This is a genomic window from Pseudomonas sp. UBA7500 (assembly GCF_002478435.1).
Taxonomy (GTDB): Bacteria; Pseudomonadota; Gammaproteobacteria; order Pseudomonadales; family Pseudomonadaceae; genus Aquipseudomonas; species Aquipseudomonas palmensis.
On sequence record NZ_DLNW01000027.1, the window covers coordinates 261,439 to 277,613 of the forward strand.

Below are 16,175 nucleotides of genomic sequence, written 5' to 3' on the forward strand. Positions count from 1 at the left end.
TTCCTCTCTTGGCTGTCGCCGCTGTCTCAGGTTTCCTGCAACAACGGCTGCAGGGCTTTATCTATGGCCTCCCGAGCGCGGAAAATTCGAGAGCGCACGGTACCCACCGGACACTGCATGACGCTCGCAATGTCCTCGTAACTCAGACCATCGAATTCACGTAAAGTTAACGCCGTACGCAAATCTTCTGGCAGCTGCTGGATGGTTCGGTGGACGGTGCCCTCGATTTCATCTCGTAACAGCGCGCGCTCTGGTGACTCGAGATCCTTGAGGCCATGATCGCCATCGTAAAATTCCGCATCCTCGGAACTGACATCACTGTCTGGCGGCCGTCGACCGCGGGATACCAGATAGTTTTTTGCCGTGTTGATCGCAATGCGGTACAGCCAGGTATAAAACGCACTGTCGCCACGGAAATTGCCAAGCGCACGGTAAGCCTTGATGAACGCTTCCTGTGCCACATCCTGGGCTTCATGGGTGTCGTGCACAAAACGCACGATCAACCCGAGAATCTTGTGCTGATACTTCAGCACCAACAGATCAAACGCTCGCCTGTCGCCACGCTGCACGCGCTCGACAAGCTGCTGATCCTCTTCCTGGGTTAGCATGAACACTCCTCGGTGGACCTGGAGGAGTGCTGCAGCGGCCATCGTTCAGGCTTGCAACCATAGACTCGGGCTTTTCGCAAAAGTTCTCCCCTCCAAGCAAGTTTCCTGCGGCCCTTGAACGGCTCGCACGAAAAACGCAGCACGGTCACGGCCGGCTGCGTCAATATTCTGGTCTCGTGTACGCAGGCAGAGCCGATATCAGCCCCAGGCCTCCCGTCGCCGCCGCGTCCTGGCATGCAGGCAACCTTCTATGGATAGGCAGGGTTCCAGGAAAGTTCCCACATGCAAGCATCAGGTCGCACCGCACGTCATGGAAATCAGGCCCTCGAGGCTGTTATAAAGGCAACCCAGCCCGTTTCACGATAGTTTCACAATGCCATAAACACCTGACTATTGTGCCGATACCCCCGTCCTTATACTAGTGGTCGCCTCGCTCGGATATCCCTGACATGAGCCAACAATTCCAACATGACGTTCTGGTGATCGGCAGCGGTGCCGCCGGCCTGAGCCTGGCCCTGAACCTGCCGGCGCACCTGCGCATCGCCGTACTGAGCAAAGGCGAGCTGGCCAACGGCTCGACCTTCTGGGCACAGGGCGGTGTTGCCGCCGTGCTCGACGACACCGACACGGTACAGTCCCACGTGGAGGATACGCTCAATGCCGGCGGCGGGCTGTGTCATGAAGACGCGGTGCGCTATACGGTCGAGCACAGCCGCGAGGCGATCCAGTGGCTGATCGACCAGGGCGTGCCGTTTACCCGTGACGAACAGGCCGGCGTCGATGAACGCGGCTTCGAGTTCCACCTGACCCGCGAGGGCGGCCACAGCCACCGGCGCATCATCCACGCGGCCGACGCCACTGGCGCGGCGATTTTCACCACGTTGCTGGAGCAGGCCCGCCAGCGCCCGAACATCGAGCTTCTGGAACAGCGCGTGGCGGTCGACCTGATCACCGAACGGCGCCTGGGCCAGGCCGGCGAGCGCTGCCTGGGAGCCTATGTGCTCAACCGTGCCAGCGGCGAGGTCGACACCTTTGGCGCCCGCTTCACCGCGCTGGCCACCGGCGGGGCGGCCAAGGTCTACCTCTATACCAGCAACCCGGACGGCGCCTGCGGCGACGGGATCGCCATGGCCTGGCGCGCCGGCTGCCGGGTGGCGAACCTGGAGTTCAACCAGTTCCACCCCACCTGCCTGTACCACCCGCAGGCCAAGAGCTTCCTGATCACAGAAGCACTGCGCGGTGAAGGCGCCCTGCTCAAGCTGCCCAACGGCGAGCGCTTCATGCCGCGCTTCGACCCGCGCGCCGAACTCGCCCCGCGCGACATCGTGGCCCGCGCCATCGACCATGAGATGAAGCGCCTGGGCGTCGACTGCGTGTACCTGGACATCAGCCACAAGCCTGCGGAGTTCGTCAAAAGCCACTTCCCGACCGTGTACGAACGCTGCCTCACCTTCGGTATCGACATCACCACCCAGCCGATCCCGGTGGTACCGGCGGCGCACTACACCTGTGGCGGCGTGATGGTCGACGACCACGGCCAGACCGACGTACCGGGGCTCTATGCCATTGGCGAAACCAGCTTCACCGGCCTGCACGGTGCCAACCGCATGGCCAGCAACTCGCTGCTCGAATGTTTCGTCTACGGCCGCTCGGCGGCAGCCGACATCCTTGCCAGGCTCGACAGCGTGGCCATGCCCCAGGCCCTGCCCTGCTGGGATGCCAGCCAGGTCACCGATTCGGACGAAGATGTGATCATTGCGCACAACTGGGACGAGCTGCGCCGGTTCATGTGGGACTACGTCGGCATCGTTCGCACCAGCAAGCGCCTGCAGCGCGCCCAGCACCGGGTACGTCTGCTGCTGGACGAAATCGACGAGTTCTACAGCAACTACAAGGTCAGCCGCGACCTGATCGAGCTGAGGAACCTTGCCCAGGTAGCGGAGCTGATGATCCGCTCGGCCATGCAGCGCAAGGAAAGCCGGGGCCTGCACTACACCCTGGACTACCCGGACATGCTGCCCGAAGCTCTGGACACTATTCTACGGCCGCCCACCTACGCCGACTGAACTTCAACCGCAAGCGCAGGCGCCGGTGCAGCACCGGTTCCAGCGCATCGGGGGCGATGCACTGGCTCTGGCTGAACAGCCGCCCCGGCCGGCGATAACGCAGCACTACCAGGGCGGGCAAGGCGAGGCTGTCGCGGCGCAGTTGCACCTGCTGCCAGCCCGTGGCCGCGCTGAACAGGTGCCAGCCAGAAGGATCACGGCGCAGGCCGGTGACGGCACGCGGGTGGGTAAGCAGGATATGCCGGGGCACGACCCAGGCTGCGTGTGCCAGGCAAAGCGCCAGGCCAAGCAGGGTCATGTATAGCGAAATGGCCAGCAGGCACAGCGCGATCAGCGCCAGCAACTGGCATGCGAGGTAGGCCGCCAGCAGGACCCGCGAGCCCTGCCAGCGACACTCGAAGCGGTCACTTGGGCTGGACACGGTCCAGGATCATGCGCACCATGCGCTGCAGCTCAGGGTCGTCGGACTCGCTGCGTTCCATGAACCAGCCGAACATGTCCTGGTCTTCACAGGTCAGCAGCCGGACATAGAGCGCGCGGTCGACGTCGTTCAAGGTGCTGTAGACCTCCTGGGTAAACGGCACCAGCAGCACGTCCAGCTCCAGCATGCCGCGGCGGCTATGCCAGAAGAGCCGGTTGAGTTCAGATTGTTCGACGACCATGGAGCCCTCCTCAAATTGGCCGCCAGTATACAGGCCGAGCCTGTGAACGGCACAAGGCGTTGGTCTAGGTCGGCTACCTATTTTGCCGACAGCACTCTATGATGACCCCCAGTCCTGATTACCTGCGAAGACCCATGGCCGACTCCGCTTTTTTCTGCCCCCTGTCCCACGAGGGCGTCCTCGCCGTCCGCGGCTCTGACGCCGGCAAGTTTCTGCAAGGTCAACTGACCTGCAACATCAATTACCTCGACGAGCACACCTCCAGCCTCGGCGCGCGCTGCATGGTCAAAGGGCGCATGCAGTCGAGCTTTCGCATCGTGCCCCACGCCGACGGCTTCGTGCTGGCAATGACCCACGAACTGCTCGAGCCGCAACTGGCCGACCTGAAGAAGTACGCCGTGTTCTCCAAGGCCAAGCTCACCGACGAGAGCAGTGCCTGGGCGCGCTTCGGCCTGCAGCATGGCGACAAGGCGTTGCAGGCGCTGGGCATCGAGCCGCCGACGCAAGATGGCGCCATCAGCCGGCACGCCCCCCTGTTCGCAATTGCCGTATCGCCGGGCCGCACCGAACTGTGGGTACCGGCCGAACAGGCCGCAGCCGTACGCGAGCAACTGGCCGAGCACCTCGACGAAGGCCCGCTGGACGCCTGGCTGCTAGGGCAGATCCGCGCCGGTATCGGCCAGGTGATGGCCCAGACCCGCGAGCTGTTCATCCCGCAGATGATCAACCTGCAGGCCGTGGGTGGCGTCAGCTTCAAGAAGGGTTGCTATACCGGGCAGGAAATCGTCGCGCGCATGCAGTACCTGGGCAAGCTCAAGCGTCGCCTGTATCGCCTGGCCCTGGCCGAGGGTACTGCTCCGGCCCCTGGCACCGAGGTGTTCTCCCCTACCCATGCCTCATCGGTGGGTGAGGTGGTGCTGGCCGCCACGAGCGCGCAGGGCAGCGAGCTGCTGGCGGTGCTGACTGCCGATGCGGTAGCAGACGACAACCTGCACCTGGGCAGCCCCGAGGGCCCGCGCCTGGAACTGCTGAGCCTGCCTTACGAACTGGACCGCGATCGCGAAATCCAGCGCTGAGCCCACCTGCCCCGCCGCGTGTGGCGGTGGGGCCCCTGAATGCGCTAGAGAATCCACGATGAACACGCTGGCCCAGATCGTTGAAGCACAATTGCTCAGCGCCATCGACAACGATGACCTGGTGCTGCCGACCTTGCCGGAAGTGGCCCTGAGCATCCGCGAAGCGGCTGAAGACAGCGAGATCAGCGTCAGCACCCTGAGCAAAGTGATCGGCCGCGACGCCGCGTTGTCGGCACGCCTGATCAAGGTGGTCAACAGCCCCTTGCTGCGTGCGGCCACCGAAGTCACCGACCTGCAGACCGCCATCACCCGCATGGGTATCAACTACAGCTGCAACCTGGCCATCGGCCTGGTGATCGAGCAGATCTTCCATGCGCGCTCACCGGTGGTCGAACAGAAAATGCGTGAAATATGGGCCAAGAGCCTGGAAGTGGCCGGCATCAGCTATGAGCTGTGCCTGCGCTTCACCCAGCTCAAGCCCGACCAGGGCGCCCTCGCCGGGCTGGTCCACCAGATCGGCGCATTGCCGATCCTGACCTATGCCGAAGAACACAACGAACTGCTCTCCGACCCGGTCTGCCTGAACCATGTGATCGACCTGATCCACCCGGTACTGGGCGACAAGATCCTCAGCGTGTGGGAATTTCCCGAGCAACTGGCCGGGCTGCCGAGCCTGTCGCAGAACCTGGAGCGCAGCACCGACAAGCTCGACTATGTCGACATCGTGCAGATCGCGCGCACCCTCAGCGATGGCAACGAACATGCCCTGGCGCGCCTGCCGGCGATGCGTCACCTGAAGCTGCCACCCAACAGCCACCTGCAGGTCAGCGAGCTGATCGGCGCCAAGCACATGTTTCGCGCCTGATCAGTCGCCCGGGTTGAAGCTGACCCGAACCTTGAGCCCGCCGCGCTCGCCATCGTGCAGGCTGATCTGCGCCAGGTGCGCGCGGCAGATCTCACCGACGATGGCCAGCCCCAGGCCGGTGCCCTGCGCACTGCGCCGATAGAAGCGTTCGAACACCCGCTCGCGCTCCTGCGGGGGAATCCCCGGCCCGTCGTCCTCCACCTCCAGCACCGCAGGGGCCGTCACCCGCAGAATCACGTTGCCATTGGTCGGGGTGTGCGCCAGGGCGTTGTCCACCAGGTTGCTCAGCAATTCGTTGAGCAGCGTCGGCTCGCCGCGTATCCACACCGGCGCCTGTGCTTCCAGTGCCAATGCCACACCCCGTGCATGCGCCAGCGGCGCCATGGCCATGCCCAGCTCGCGGGCCAGCTGGCTGAGGTCGAGCAACTGTGCACCGCCCTCGGCAATGGCGCGCGCACCGTTCTCCACCCGTGCCAGGGACAGCAGCTGGTTGGCCAGGTGGGTCAGCTTGTCGGTGCCCTGGGCCGCCAGTTCGAGCGTGGTGCGCCACTCCTGCGGGTCCTTGGCGCGCAGGCCCAGTTCCACCCGCGCCTTGAGTGCCGCCAGGGGGGTGCGCAACTCGTGCGCGGCGTCGGCGATGAACTGTGCCTGGCGCTCGAACTGGCCCCGCAGGCGCTCGGTGAAGTGATTCAGTGCACGCACCAGCGGCCCCAGCTCGCGTTGAACCTGAACCACCGGCAGAGCGCGCAGGTCGTCGGGCTGGCGTTCTTCCACGGCGCTGCGCAGGCGCTCCAGCGGGCGCAATGCGGCGCTGACCGCAAACCACACCAGCAGCAACGCCCCCATCGCCAGCATGCCCAGGCGCAGCAGGGTATCGGCCATCAGGCTGCGGGCCATGCTCACCCGCGCCTCTTCGGTTTCGGCCACGCGGATCTCCGCCATGCCGTTCATGTTCGGCTCGCTCACCGCCTTGAGCAGGCTGACCACCCGCACGTCCTGGCCCAGGTAGCGCGCATCGTAGAAGCGCGCCAGGGCCGGATAGTCATCGGTACGCGGGGTATCGGGCGGCGGTGCGGGCAGGTTTTCGTAGCCGGAAATCAGGCGTTGATGGATGTCGTTGACCTGGTAGTAGATCCGCCCCGCGCTGTCGTAGGCAAAGGTGTCCAATGCCACGTAGGGCACATCGGCGCTGAGGGTGCCGTCGCGTTGCGAGAGCCCTGCGGCGATGGTGCGCGCCGAGGCCAGCAGGGTACGGTCATAGGCGGTGTCGGCGGCCTCGCGACCGTTCCAGTAGGCACTCAGCCCGCTGGCCACCATCAGCACCACCAGCAGCAGGGCGAGGTTCCACAGCAGGCGCCCGCGCAGGCTGCCGGCGTCACGCATCACGGTGCTCGAGCAGATAGCCCAGCCCACGGAAGGTGACGATCGCCACGGTATGCCCGTCGAGCTTCTTGCGCAGGCGGTGCACGTAGATCTCGATGGCGTCGGGGCTGGCCTCCTCGTCCAGGCCGAACACCTGCGCCGCCAGTTGCTCCTTGCTCATCACCCTGCCAGGGCGGGCGATCAGCGCCTCGAGCACGGCCTGTTCGCGGGAGGTCAGGGCCAACAGCTCGCCCCCCAGGGTGAAGCGCCGGGTATCCAGGTCGTAGACCAGCGGGCCGCAGGTCTGCTGGCGCTCGCCACCGAGCACGCTGCGGCGCAGCAGGGCCTTGACCCGCGCCTCCAGCTCGGTCAGTTCGAACGGCTTGGCCAGGTAGTCGTCAGCCCCCAGGTTCAGGCCGTGCACCCGGTCCTTGACGTCGCTGCGGGCGGTCAGCATCAGCACCGGCACGGTCTTGCCGCGGGCCCGCAGGCGCGCCAGCACCTCGAAGCCGTCCATGCGCGGCAGGCCCACATCGAGCACCGCCACGGCATATTCCTCGCTGGCCAGGGCCAGGTCGGCAGCAACTCCATCGTGCAGCACATCCACCGTCAGGCCTGTGCTCTTGAGGGCCTGGGCCACGCTCTCAGCCAGTTGCAGATGGTCTTCGACGAGCAGTACACGCATCGATTTCTCCTGGTCGTGTCGCGTTCAATGGCGCGGAGTTTACAGCGCGGCGGGCGCCTGTGAAGCCATCGAAACATTGAAAGGCCACTGAAAGGTTAGCGAAAGGTTGAGCCCCTAGCATCGCCTGACGGCCCGTTGTACAGGCCGTAGATCGAACCGAAGCGTTCGACCCGAATAAGAACAATAACGGAGTCACCCCACGATGCTGTCCACCCAGCCTCAGGCGCCTGCGCCTGCCCGTCGCCTGCACCCTCGTCCCTCTGCCATCGCCAGTGCCCTCGCCTTTGTCGGCGTCGCCCCGCTGAGCCAGGCCGCGTTCATCGAAGACAGCACCGCCACCTTCGAAACACGCACCATGTACTTCAACCGCGATTTCCACAACGAGCCCAGCACCACGCAATCCAAGCGCGAGGAATGGGCCCAGGGCTTCATGCTCAACCTGGAATCGGGCTACACCGAAGGCACCGTCGGCTTCGGCGTCGACGCCCTGGGCATGCTCGGGGTCAAGCTCGACTCCGGCAAGGGCCGCACCGGCACCGGCCTGCTGCCGACCCATGACGACGGGCGCGCCGCCGACGAGTACTCCAAGCTCGGCCTGACCGGCAAGGTCAAGGTGTCGGCCACCGAGCTGAAGGTCGGTACGCTGATCCCGCAAACGCCCACCCTGCGCCCCAACGACGGGCGCATCCTGCCGCAGACCTTCGAGGGCGGGCTGCTGACCTCCCAGGAAATCAGGCACCTGACCTTCACCGGTGGCCGCCTTGAAAAGGTCAAGGACCGCAACGACACCAACAAGGAAGACATCGCCCTCAACAACAAGAACGGTCGCTTCCTGGGCACGGCCGAAGGCAACCATTTCGACATGGCCGGAGTGGACTACAAGCTCACCGACCGCATCACCGGCAGCTATCACTTCGCCCAGCTCGACGACGTGTACCGCCAGCACTTCGTCGGCCTGCTCGCGACCCAGCCGTTCGGCCCGGGCACCTTCGGCGCCGATGTGCGTGTGGCGTTCAGCGGCGACCAGGGCCAGGCCCGCGGCGGCAGGATCGACAACACCGCCTTCGGCAGCCTGTTCAGCTATGCCCTCGGCGGCCACAAGCTGAGCACCGGCTACCAGCGCCTGTCGGGCGACAGCGCCTTCCCCTACGTCGATGGCGCCGACCCCTACCTGGTCAACTTCGTGCAGATCAACGACTTCGCCCAGGCCGACGAGCGCTCCTGGCAAGTGCGCTACGACTACGACTTCGCCAAGCTCGGCGTACCCGGCCTGAGCTTCATGAGCCGCTACCTCAGTGGCGACAACGTCAGCCGCGCCGGCGGTGGCGAAGGCAAGGAGTGGGAGCGCAATACCGAATTCAAGTACGTGGTACAGAGCGGCGCCCTGAAGAACGTCGCCGTGCGCCTGCGTAACGCCACCTTCCGTTCCAACTTCTCCCGCGACGCCGACGAAGTGCGGCTGCTGGTGAGCTACAGCGTGGCGCTTTGGTAATCCGCCCATAACAACAATGTTCACGGAGACTGACGATGACTTTTTCACTGCGCAAGATCGCCCTGGCCACCGGCTGCCTGCTGCTGGCCGGCAACGTGCTGGCCGCCGAACCCAAACGCCCCGAGTGCATTGCCCCGGCCTCGCCCGGCGGCGGCTTTGACCTGACCTGCAAGCTGGTGCAGAGCGCGCTGCTCAACGAGAAGATCCTGAGCAAGCCGATGCGCGTCACCTACATGCCCGGCGGAGTCGGCGCGGTGGCCTACAACGCTGTGGTGGCCCAGCGCCCGGCCGACGCCGGCACGCTGGTGGCGTGGTCCAGCGGTTCGCTGCTGAACCTGGCCCAGGGCAAGTTCGGCCGCTTCGACGAGAACGCAGTGCGCTGGCTGGCAGCGGTAGGCACCAGCTACGGCGCCATCGCGGTGAAAAAGGACTCGCCCTACAAGACCCTCGATGACCTGGTGGCGGCACTGAAAAAAGACCCTGGCAAGGTGGTGATCGGCTCGGGCGGCACCGTTGGCAGCCAGGACTGGATGCAGACCGCACTGATTGCCAAGGCCGCCGGCATCAACCCGCGCGACCTGCGCTATGTGGCACTGGAAGGCGGTGGCGAGATTGCCACCGCATTGCTGGGCGGGCACATCCAGGTGGGCAGCACGGACATCTCCGACTCGATGCCGCACATCCAGAGCGGCGACATGCGCCTGCTGGCGGTGTTCTCCCCCGAACGCCTGGACGAGCCCGAGATGAAGGACATCCCTACCGCCAAGGAACAGGGCTACGACATCGTCTGGCCAGTGGTACGCGGGTTCTACCTGGGGCCGAAGGTGAGCGACGAAGACTACGCCTGGTGGAAGGCATCGTTCGACACGCTGCTGGCCTCGGATGAATTCGACAAGCTGCGTGACCAGCGCGAGCTGTTCCCGTTCGCCATGACCGGTGAAGCGCTGGACGTGTATGTGAAGCAGCAGGTAGCGGACTACAAGGCACTGGCCCAGGAATTCGGACTGATCCAGTAATCCATCGCTTCACCTGTAGGAGCCGGCCTTGCCGGCGGATCACCGCGGTCCCGCCAGGTCGGTGGCGCGTCATTCGCCGGCAAGGCCGGCTCCTACGGGTGCAGGTTTGCCCTTCGAGGATTCCCCCATGATCCTGCAACGCCTTTTCGCCCTGACCCTGCTGGCCGCCTGCGCCGCACTGGCCGTCATGGCCTGGCCCTACCAGGCCGCCTTCTCCTACGAACCGGTCGGCCCGCGCGCCTATCCGTTGCTGATGCTCGGCCTGATGGCCATCGCCCTGCTCTACCTGGCGATCCGTCCCACGCCCATCGTGCGCAAGGACGACGAACCAGAGCTGGACCGCGCCAGCCTGATCAAGATCGGCCTGTGCACCGGCCTGCTGCTGGTGTTCGCCGCCACCTTCGAATCCCTGGGCTTCATCCTCAGCAGCACGCTGATCGGCATCCCCATGGCGCGCCTGTACGGCGGACGCTGGCTGCCCAGTGCGGTCATCGTCGGATTGATGAGCATCGCCCTGTACCTGCTGTTCGACCGCGCCATGGATGTGCCCCTGCCCCTGGGCCTGCTCGACGTTCTGGAGAATTGACATGGATACTTTCAGCTACCTCGGCCAGGGCTTCGGCGTCGCCCTGAGCCCCTACAACCTGGTGACTGCACTGTGCGGCACCCTGATCGGTACGGTGGTCGGCCTGCTGCCGGGCCTGGGCCCGATCAACGGCGTGGCGCTGCTGATCCCCATCGCGTTCGCCCTGGGCCTGCCGCCGGAATCGGCGCTGATCCTGCTGGCCGCGGTGTACCTGGGCTGCGAATACGGCGGGCGCATCAGCTCGATCCTGCTCAACATCCCCGGTGAAGCCTCCACCGTGATGACCACCCTGGACGGCTACCCCATGGCTCGCCAGGGCCTGGCCGGGGTGGCGCTGTCGCTGTCGGCCTGGAGCTCGTTCATCGGTGCGTTCATCGCCACCTGCGGCATGGTGCTGTTCGCCCCGCTGCTGGCCAAGTGGGCGATCGCCTTCGGCCCGGCGGAGTATTTCGTGCTGATGGTGTTCGCCATCGTGGCGCTGGGCGGCATGGCCGGCGACAAGCCGCTCAAGACCTTCATCGCCGCCCTGATCGGGCTGTTCCTTTCGGCCGTGGGCATCGACGCCAACAGCGGTGTGTACCGCTTCACCGGCGACAGCATCCACCTCACCGACGGCATCCAGTTCGTGGTGCTGGTGCTGGGCCTGTTCTCCATCAGCGAGATCCTGTTGCTGCTGGAAAAGACTCACCACGGGCACAAGGCCGTGGAAGCCACCGGACGCATGCTGTTCAACCTCAAGGAAGCCGCTTCGGTGTTCGTGGTGAACATCCGCTGCGGCCTGCTCGGCTTCTTCATGGGCGTGCTGCCCGGGGCCGGTGCGACCCTGGCCAGTGCCGTGGCGTACATGACCGAAAAACGCCTGGCCGGTGCCAGCGGCACCTTCGGCAAGGGTGACAAGCGCGGCCTGGCCGCTCCGGAAACCGCCATCGGCGCCTCCTGCTGCGGCGCCCTGGTGCCGATGCTGACCCTGGGCGTACCGGGCTCGGGTACCACGGCGGTGATGATCGGTGCCTTGAGCCTGTACAACATCACCCCCGGCCCGCTGCTGTTCGAACAGCAGCCGGACATCGTCTGGGGCCTGATCGCCTCGCTGTTCATCGCCAACATCATGCTGGTGATCCTCAATATCCCCATGGTGCGCCTGTTCACCCGCATCCTGTCGGTGCCCAACTGGGCGCTGGTGCCGGTGATCGCGATCATCACCGCGATCGGCGTGTATGCGGTGCATGCCACCACCTTCGACCTGTTCCTGATGATCGGCATCGGCATCTTCGGCTACATCCTGCGCAAGCTGGACTTCCCGCTGTCGCCGCTGCTGCTGGGCTTCATTCTCGGCGGGCTGATGGAGCAGAACCTGCGCCGGGCGCTGTCGATCTCCAACGGTGAACTGGAGATTCTGTGGGCCAGCCCGATCAGCCTGGGGGTATGGGCGATGGTCGCGTTGATGCTGACCCTGCCGCTGCTGCGTATATGGCGCCGCCGCAGCGCCCAGCGTCGTGCCCTGGCCGATGTCTGAATCCACCTTGCGCACCTGGTGGGCCACTCCACTGGTCGGCCTGGCCGGCGGATATCTCGCCAGCCTGGTCGGCTGGCCGCTGCCATGGATGGTCGGCTCGCTGCTGGCGGTGATTCTGGTGCGCTGCCTGACGCCCTGGCAGATCGGTGAAATACCCAACGGGCGCAAGTGCGGCCAGTGGATCATCGGCGTCGGCATCGGCCTGCACTTCACCCCCCAGGTGGTCGAACAGGTGGCCAGCCATTTCGGCTTGATCTTCTTCGGCGCGCTGATCACCAGCGTATCCAGCCTGATCGGCGTATGGCTGTTGCTGCGCACCGGTGAAGACCGGGCCACGGCGTTCTTTTCCAGCATGCCGGGCGGCTCGGGCGAGATGGTCAACCTGGGTGCACGCAACGGCGCAGTGCTCAGCCGCGTCGCCGCCGGGCAGAGCCTGCGGGTACTGGCGGTCGTGCTGTGCGTGCCCGCAGCGTTCAAGTTCCTGCTCGGCGACGGCGTACCGTTGAGCCATGCCGGTACGGTGGATGGTTACTGGCTGGCGTTGATCGCGCCGCTCGGGGTGCTGGCCGCACTGCTCTGGCAGCGCCTGCGCCAGCCCAACCCGTGGCTGTTCGGCCCGCTGCTGGTGGCCTCGAGCATCAGCATCGGCGCCAACCTGCACACCGGCCTGCCCGACGGCGCCAGCCAGCTCGGCCAGTGGCTGATCGGCAGCGGCCTGGGCTGTCACTTCAACCGCGCGTTCTTTCGTCGCGCGCCGTCGTTTCTGGGCCGTACCCTGGTCGCCACGGCGCTGACCATGCTGCTGGCGGGCCTCGCGGCCTGGGCCTTGAGCGCGTTGACGGCGCTGGACCTGCGCTCGCTGACCCTGGGCATGATGCCCGGCGGTATCGCCGAAATGAGCCTGACCGCCGAAACCCTGCAACTGTCGGTACCGCTGGTGACCGCGCTGCAGGTGATGCGCCTGCTGTTCGTGCTGTTTCTGGCCGAGCCGTTGTTCCGGCACTGGGCGGGCGAACGAACATCCGCCAACCCCTGAAACGAGAAAAGGAAGCCGAGGCTTCCTTTTCTTTTCTACTGCTCGCCTGATCAGAAGCGATAGCTTGCGCCGAGGCTGAAGCTGTACGGCATCTCGATGTTCTTGCCGTTCATGTAGCCAGCCTCGCCGTACACCTGGAAGTCCTTGGCGACGGTCAAGGCAACCCCTGCGCCCAGCTCGGCGCGCGAACCGGACAGGTCGTTGTTGAACACGTTGTTGTTCACCTGCACCTGGTTGCGCTGTGCGAACTCATGGGCAAACGCGGCCTTCACGTAGGGCTGGATCATGCTGTCGCCGCCCAGCGAGATGGTCTTGCCGAGCGTGGTACCGACCTTGCCCAGCAGCGAGCGGCTGACATCGCCATTGGCGTCGAAGCCGTTGTCCAGGGTGAAGTCCTTGCCGGCCACCGCCGCAGCGGCCACCTGGGCGAAGGGTTCGATGAAGTAGCCATCGTCGAGCTTGATGTGCTTGCCGACTTCGACCGAGGCGCTCATGCCGTGGGTGTCGTAGTCGCCCTTGGTGCGGGTGCCATCGCTCAGGCCGACCTTGGCGTCATTCTGGTAGCGGTTGTACTTGAGCACGCTGTCGACGTAATAGCCGCTCTCAGGGTCCATCCAGGTGGCGTAGCCGCCCACATAGTAGCTGTCGATGCTGCCCGAACTGCCGTAGCTCAGGTTCAGGTCCGAGCGGCTGTGGCCGGCCAGCAGGCCCAGGGTCCAGTTGCTTTCGCCCAGTTGCGCATCGGCCCCGAAGGTCAGCCCGCGCTGGTTCTGCTGGTACCCTACGCCCGACGAGGCGTCGGCAATGTTGTGCTGGTTGCCGTAGGCACGCATCCACACCCCGGCGTTCTTGCCCTGGTTGTAACGCAGTTCCCCCATGCGGCTGCGCAGCGAGGTCATTTCGCCGTAGGCGATGGTGATCGGGGTGTTGAACAGGGCCATGACCGTGCGGGTCATCGGGCTGATGGTGCGGGTTTCCCTGTCCAGGTACCAATCCTGATCGCCCTTTTGCACCAGCTTGTAGGAGTAGGCGCCCAGGTCTACCTGTTCACCCTGGTTGAGCAGGCTGAATTGCGCGTCGCCAGAGCCCATGTGCACCACTTTAAGGCTATCCAGGGAAGGGTCTGCGCCATTGGAGCCCATCAGCAGGCCATGGCTGCCGCTGGCGTTGCCAGTGACATTGAGGAAATCGGTGTTGCCATTGGAAAAGTCCGATGCCATGACGAAGGTGCCATTGCCCGAGAGGTTCTCGACGTTCAGACGATAGAACGTGGCGTTGTCGCCGAAGGTGACCTGACCGCCGTTCATGGCCAGGTTGGCGACCGTGTTGTCTGCGTTCAGCGTCCAGTTGGAACTGCTGTTGATACTGACCTGCTGGACGTTTTCAAGGCGGCCAGTGAGCTGAGAGCTGTTGTTCAGGGTCACCGACGCCGTGCCACCACTTGCAGCCACCACATCGCCCGTAATGCGCGACTGGTCAAAGCGCAGGTTGGCGCTGCCCGTGTCGCTGACATTCACATTTCCGTTGAGCGTGGATTGAGTAAAGGTTGCCGTGGTCGCCCCGGCAGTGGCGACATCACCTTCTAGCGATGAAGACGCGACAGTGAGGTCAGTTGTGGTGCCGATGGCCGTATCGAGAATCACCCCATTGCCGGCTGTAAGCGTCGAGCCATTGAGTACTTCGATGATCGCGGTGGCATTCGAAGCGACCTGGATGGCTGGGCCATTTACGCCCCTGACCACGCTGTTGTTCAATCTCAGCACCGGAGCGTCAGGCCTGGCCGCACCTTCGCGGCTCATGCGCACGCCGGCATTCTGGCCAGTAATTGTACTACCAGTCACATTGGCTTCTGCGCCGAGCAGACGCAGGCCATGAGCATTGGGGCCCGTCCCCGTCACATTCGAATCCACAAGATTCAGCACACTGCCGGCAGTCGCCTGCGCCCCCGTGGTGGCACCGGTGATCTGACTGTTGGTCACCGTGGCAGTGGAACCGACGCCACTACCGTGTACCAACAACAAGCCGAAGTTGCTGGAGCTGGTGATGGAAGCATTGGCAATCGTGGCCTGGCTATCAGCCAGTTCTATACCACGGCCGGTCGCTGTCACTGTTCCGCTTAGAATATTCAAGCCAGAGCGGTTGAGTCGCAGACCGAAAGTCTGTGCACTATCGACGATCAACAGTGATTGATTCACCAGTTGGTAATCGGTCGGTGCATCCAGTGAAGTAATGGTGAGTGTCTGGTTATCCAGCACCACCGCAAAGATCTGAGGGCTGACCAGTGTCATCGACAGTGCCGTGGCCCACTGAGTAACAGCAATTATTTTTTTAAATGGTGTAATAATAAGCGTGCTCGTGCGCATATCCGAATTCCTGTTTATTTCAGTAATCAGAAGCCGGCAAGTCACTCCCCTACCAGCTCTATCAGAAGCGCCGCATCCTACGCAAAATAACCTAGTCTTTTATGTAGGAATTTTCGACATCAACAGCTGGATTCATTGATACGCTCATGAGTCGAGGCCGTCGCACTACGACGGCCTCGAATTCATTCACCGTTACGCGTTACCCCATGCTGAACAAGCAACGCCCCCTTCGTTTGTGCTGTAGCGCACCATTGTTTTTGGCGAAACACCGGTGACGGTGCCGCGAATAAGTGTGAAGTTACAAACAATCGCGCCTTCGTTTAGGTTTGGGACATGCGGAGGTTTACCCGGTAACGGCGGAAGGTCCTCGCCAAAAATACGCGGCTGATAAGGGACGGTGAAGCTGACTGTCCTGGCCGCCGCCCCCGCCGGCACGCGCACATCCATCTCGAATAGGGTCGACGGCGCTTCTACCGTGGCGAGAGCGTCACGGTAAAATACCCAGTTCAAACGAATGATATCGCCGGCCAGCACTTCCCCAGCCGCAAACCTGATTTTGAGTTTTACCCCGTTCCACGGTTTGGTCAGACAGTTCAGGATACCCGTATCACGAATGGCCGACCCGGGACGTTTGTTTTGTTTGGCGGCAGGAATAGTGCCGTAGTCATACTCGATGTAGTTACCCACCGCGACGGTATTGGCAGTGACGTTGACGTCCGTATCCACCGATTGCTGATAGTTTGTCGTCGTCGAATTTTCAAAAACCTGGTACATCGTCGGGAAGGTACCATTGCCCAGTGCCTTGATCGTTTCCCATGGGAGGGCGGCCTCAGGTTCCAAGT

At 63.9% G+C, this 16,175-nt stretch carries 15 protein-coding genes; 8 read left to right on the top strand and 7 right to left on the bottom strand.

The features are described from left to right. Positions 1-26 precede the first annotated feature (26 nt). Complete coding sequence (gene rpoE / locus B4I46_RS13040) at positions 27-608, bottom strand: RNA polymerase sigma factor RpoE (RefSeq protein WP_010220971.1); 582 nt, start codon at positions 606-608, stop codon at positions 27-29. A 449-nt stretch (positions 609-1,057) separates the two neighbouring features. On the opposite strand from rpoE, the gene nadB reads away from it, so the two are divergent. Beyond that, positions 1,058-2,674 (top strand): L-aspartate oxidase, encoded by a 1,617-nt coding sequence (gene nadB, locus B4I46_RS13045; protein WP_054914774.1) that lies wholly within the window; start codon positions 1,058-1,060, stop codon positions 2,672-2,674. Here the strand turns inward: nadB and B4I46_RS13050 are convergent. Both B4I46_RS13050 and B4I46_RS13055 read right to left on the bottom strand, forming a co-directional pair. Then, positions 2,643-3,095, bottom strand: coding sequence for a protein YgfX (locus B4I46_RS13050; RefSeq protein WP_058540941.1), 453 nt, complete (start codon positions 3,093-3,095; stop codon positions 2,643-2,645). The two genes, nadB and B4I46_RS13050, sit on opposite strands and share 32 nt — an antisense overlap. Next, positions 3,079-3,336: a succinate dehydrogenase assembly factor 2 gene (locus tag B4I46_RS13055; RefSeq protein ID WP_043862035.1), complete on the bottom strand. Its 258-nt coding sequence runs from the start codon at positions 3,334-3,336 to the stop codon at positions 3,079-3,081. The genes B4I46_RS13050 and B4I46_RS13055 overlap by 17 nt, the downstream gene beginning before the upstream one ends. A gap of 134 nt (positions 3,337-3,470) precedes the next feature. Here B4I46_RS13055 and B4I46_RS13060 point away from each other — a divergent pair, with 134 nt between their 5' ends. Together B4I46_RS13060 and B4I46_RS13065 are read left to right on the top strand one after the other, a co-directional pair. Beyond that, on the top strand, positions 3,471-4,412 hold the full coding sequence (locus B4I46_RS13060; RefSeq protein WP_058540940.1) for a YgfZ/GcvT domain-containing protein: 942 nt from the start codon (positions 3,471-3,473) through the stop codon (positions 4,410-4,412). A gap of 58 nt (positions 4,413-4,470) precedes the next feature. After that, a complete protein-coding gene (locus B4I46_RS13065) occupies positions 4,471-5,277 on the top strand; it encodes an HDOD domain-containing protein (protein WP_054914777.1) in 807 nt (268 codons plus the stop codon). Here B4I46_RS13065 and B4I46_RS13070 read toward each other — a convergent pair whose 3' ends face one another. Both B4I46_RS13070 and B4I46_RS13075 read right to left on the bottom strand, forming a co-directional pair. Further along, complete coding sequence (locus B4I46_RS13070; RefSeq protein WP_123752815.1) at positions 5,278-6,660, bottom strand: sensor histidine kinase; 1,383 nt, start codon at positions 6,658-6,660, stop codon at positions 5,278-5,280. Continuing rightward, complete coding sequence (locus B4I46_RS13075) at positions 6,653-7,324, bottom strand: response regulator (RefSeq protein WP_286900571.1); 672 nt, start codon at positions 7,322-7,324, stop codon at positions 6,653-6,655. Before B4I46_RS13075 ends, B4I46_RS13070 begins: the two co-directional genes overlap by 8 nt. 202 nt (positions 7,325-7,526) lie before the next feature. Between B4I46_RS13075 and B4I46_RS13080 the strand changes: the two genes are divergently transcribed. From B4I46_RS13080 to B4I46_RS13100, 5 genes are all read left to right on the top strand, one after another. Then, the gene (locus tag B4I46_RS13080) at positions 7,527-8,816 is read left to right on the top strand and encodes an OprD family porin (RefSeq protein ID WP_116052190.1); all 1,290 of its coding nucleotides are present in this window, start codon (positions 7,527-7,529) and stop codon (positions 8,814-8,816) included. Between the two features lie 35 nt (positions 8,817-8,851). Further along, positions 8,852-9,832 (top strand): Bug family tripartite tricarboxylate transporter substrate binding protein, encoded by a 981-nt coding sequence (locus tag B4I46_RS13085; protein ID WP_043860094.1) that lies wholly within the window; start codon positions 8,852-8,854, stop codon positions 9,830-9,832. Between the two features lie 127 nt (positions 9,833-9,959). Next, positions 9,960-10,418, top strand: a complete 459-nt coding sequence (locus B4I46_RS13090) for a tripartite tricarboxylate transporter TctB family protein (protein WP_043860093.1) — start codon at positions 9,960-9,962, stop codon at positions 10,416-10,418. Between the two features lies 1 nt (position 10,419). Next, entirely contained in the window at positions 10,420-11,934 is a 1,515-nt protein-coding gene (locus B4I46_RS13095; protein ID WP_043860092.1) for a tripartite tricarboxylate transporter permease, read from the top strand. Continuing rightward, positions 11,927-12,970 carry an AbrB family transcriptional regulator gene (locus B4I46_RS13100; protein ID WP_043860091.1) on the top strand — a complete coding sequence of 348 codons (1,044 nt, stop codon included), beginning with the start codon at positions 11,927-11,929 and terminating at the stop codon, positions 12,968-12,970. The genes B4I46_RS13095 and B4I46_RS13100 overlap by 8 nt, the downstream gene beginning before the upstream one ends. Positions 12,971-13,020: 50 nt before the next feature. Here B4I46_RS13100 and B4I46_RS13105 read toward each other — a convergent pair whose 3' ends face one another. Together B4I46_RS13105 and B4I46_RS13110 are read right to left on the bottom strand one after the other, a co-directional pair. Then, positions 13,021-14,811, bottom strand: a complete 1,791-nt coding sequence (locus tag B4I46_RS13105) for an autotransporter outer membrane beta-barrel domain-containing protein (protein ID WP_286900576.1) — start codon at positions 14,809-14,811, stop codon at positions 13,021-13,023. Positions 14,812-15,525: 714 nt separating this feature from the next. Beyond that, a partial coding sequence (locus B4I46_RS13110; protein ID WP_286900578.1) for a hypothetical protein occupies positions 15,526-16,175 on the bottom strand: 650 nt, incomplete at its 5' end.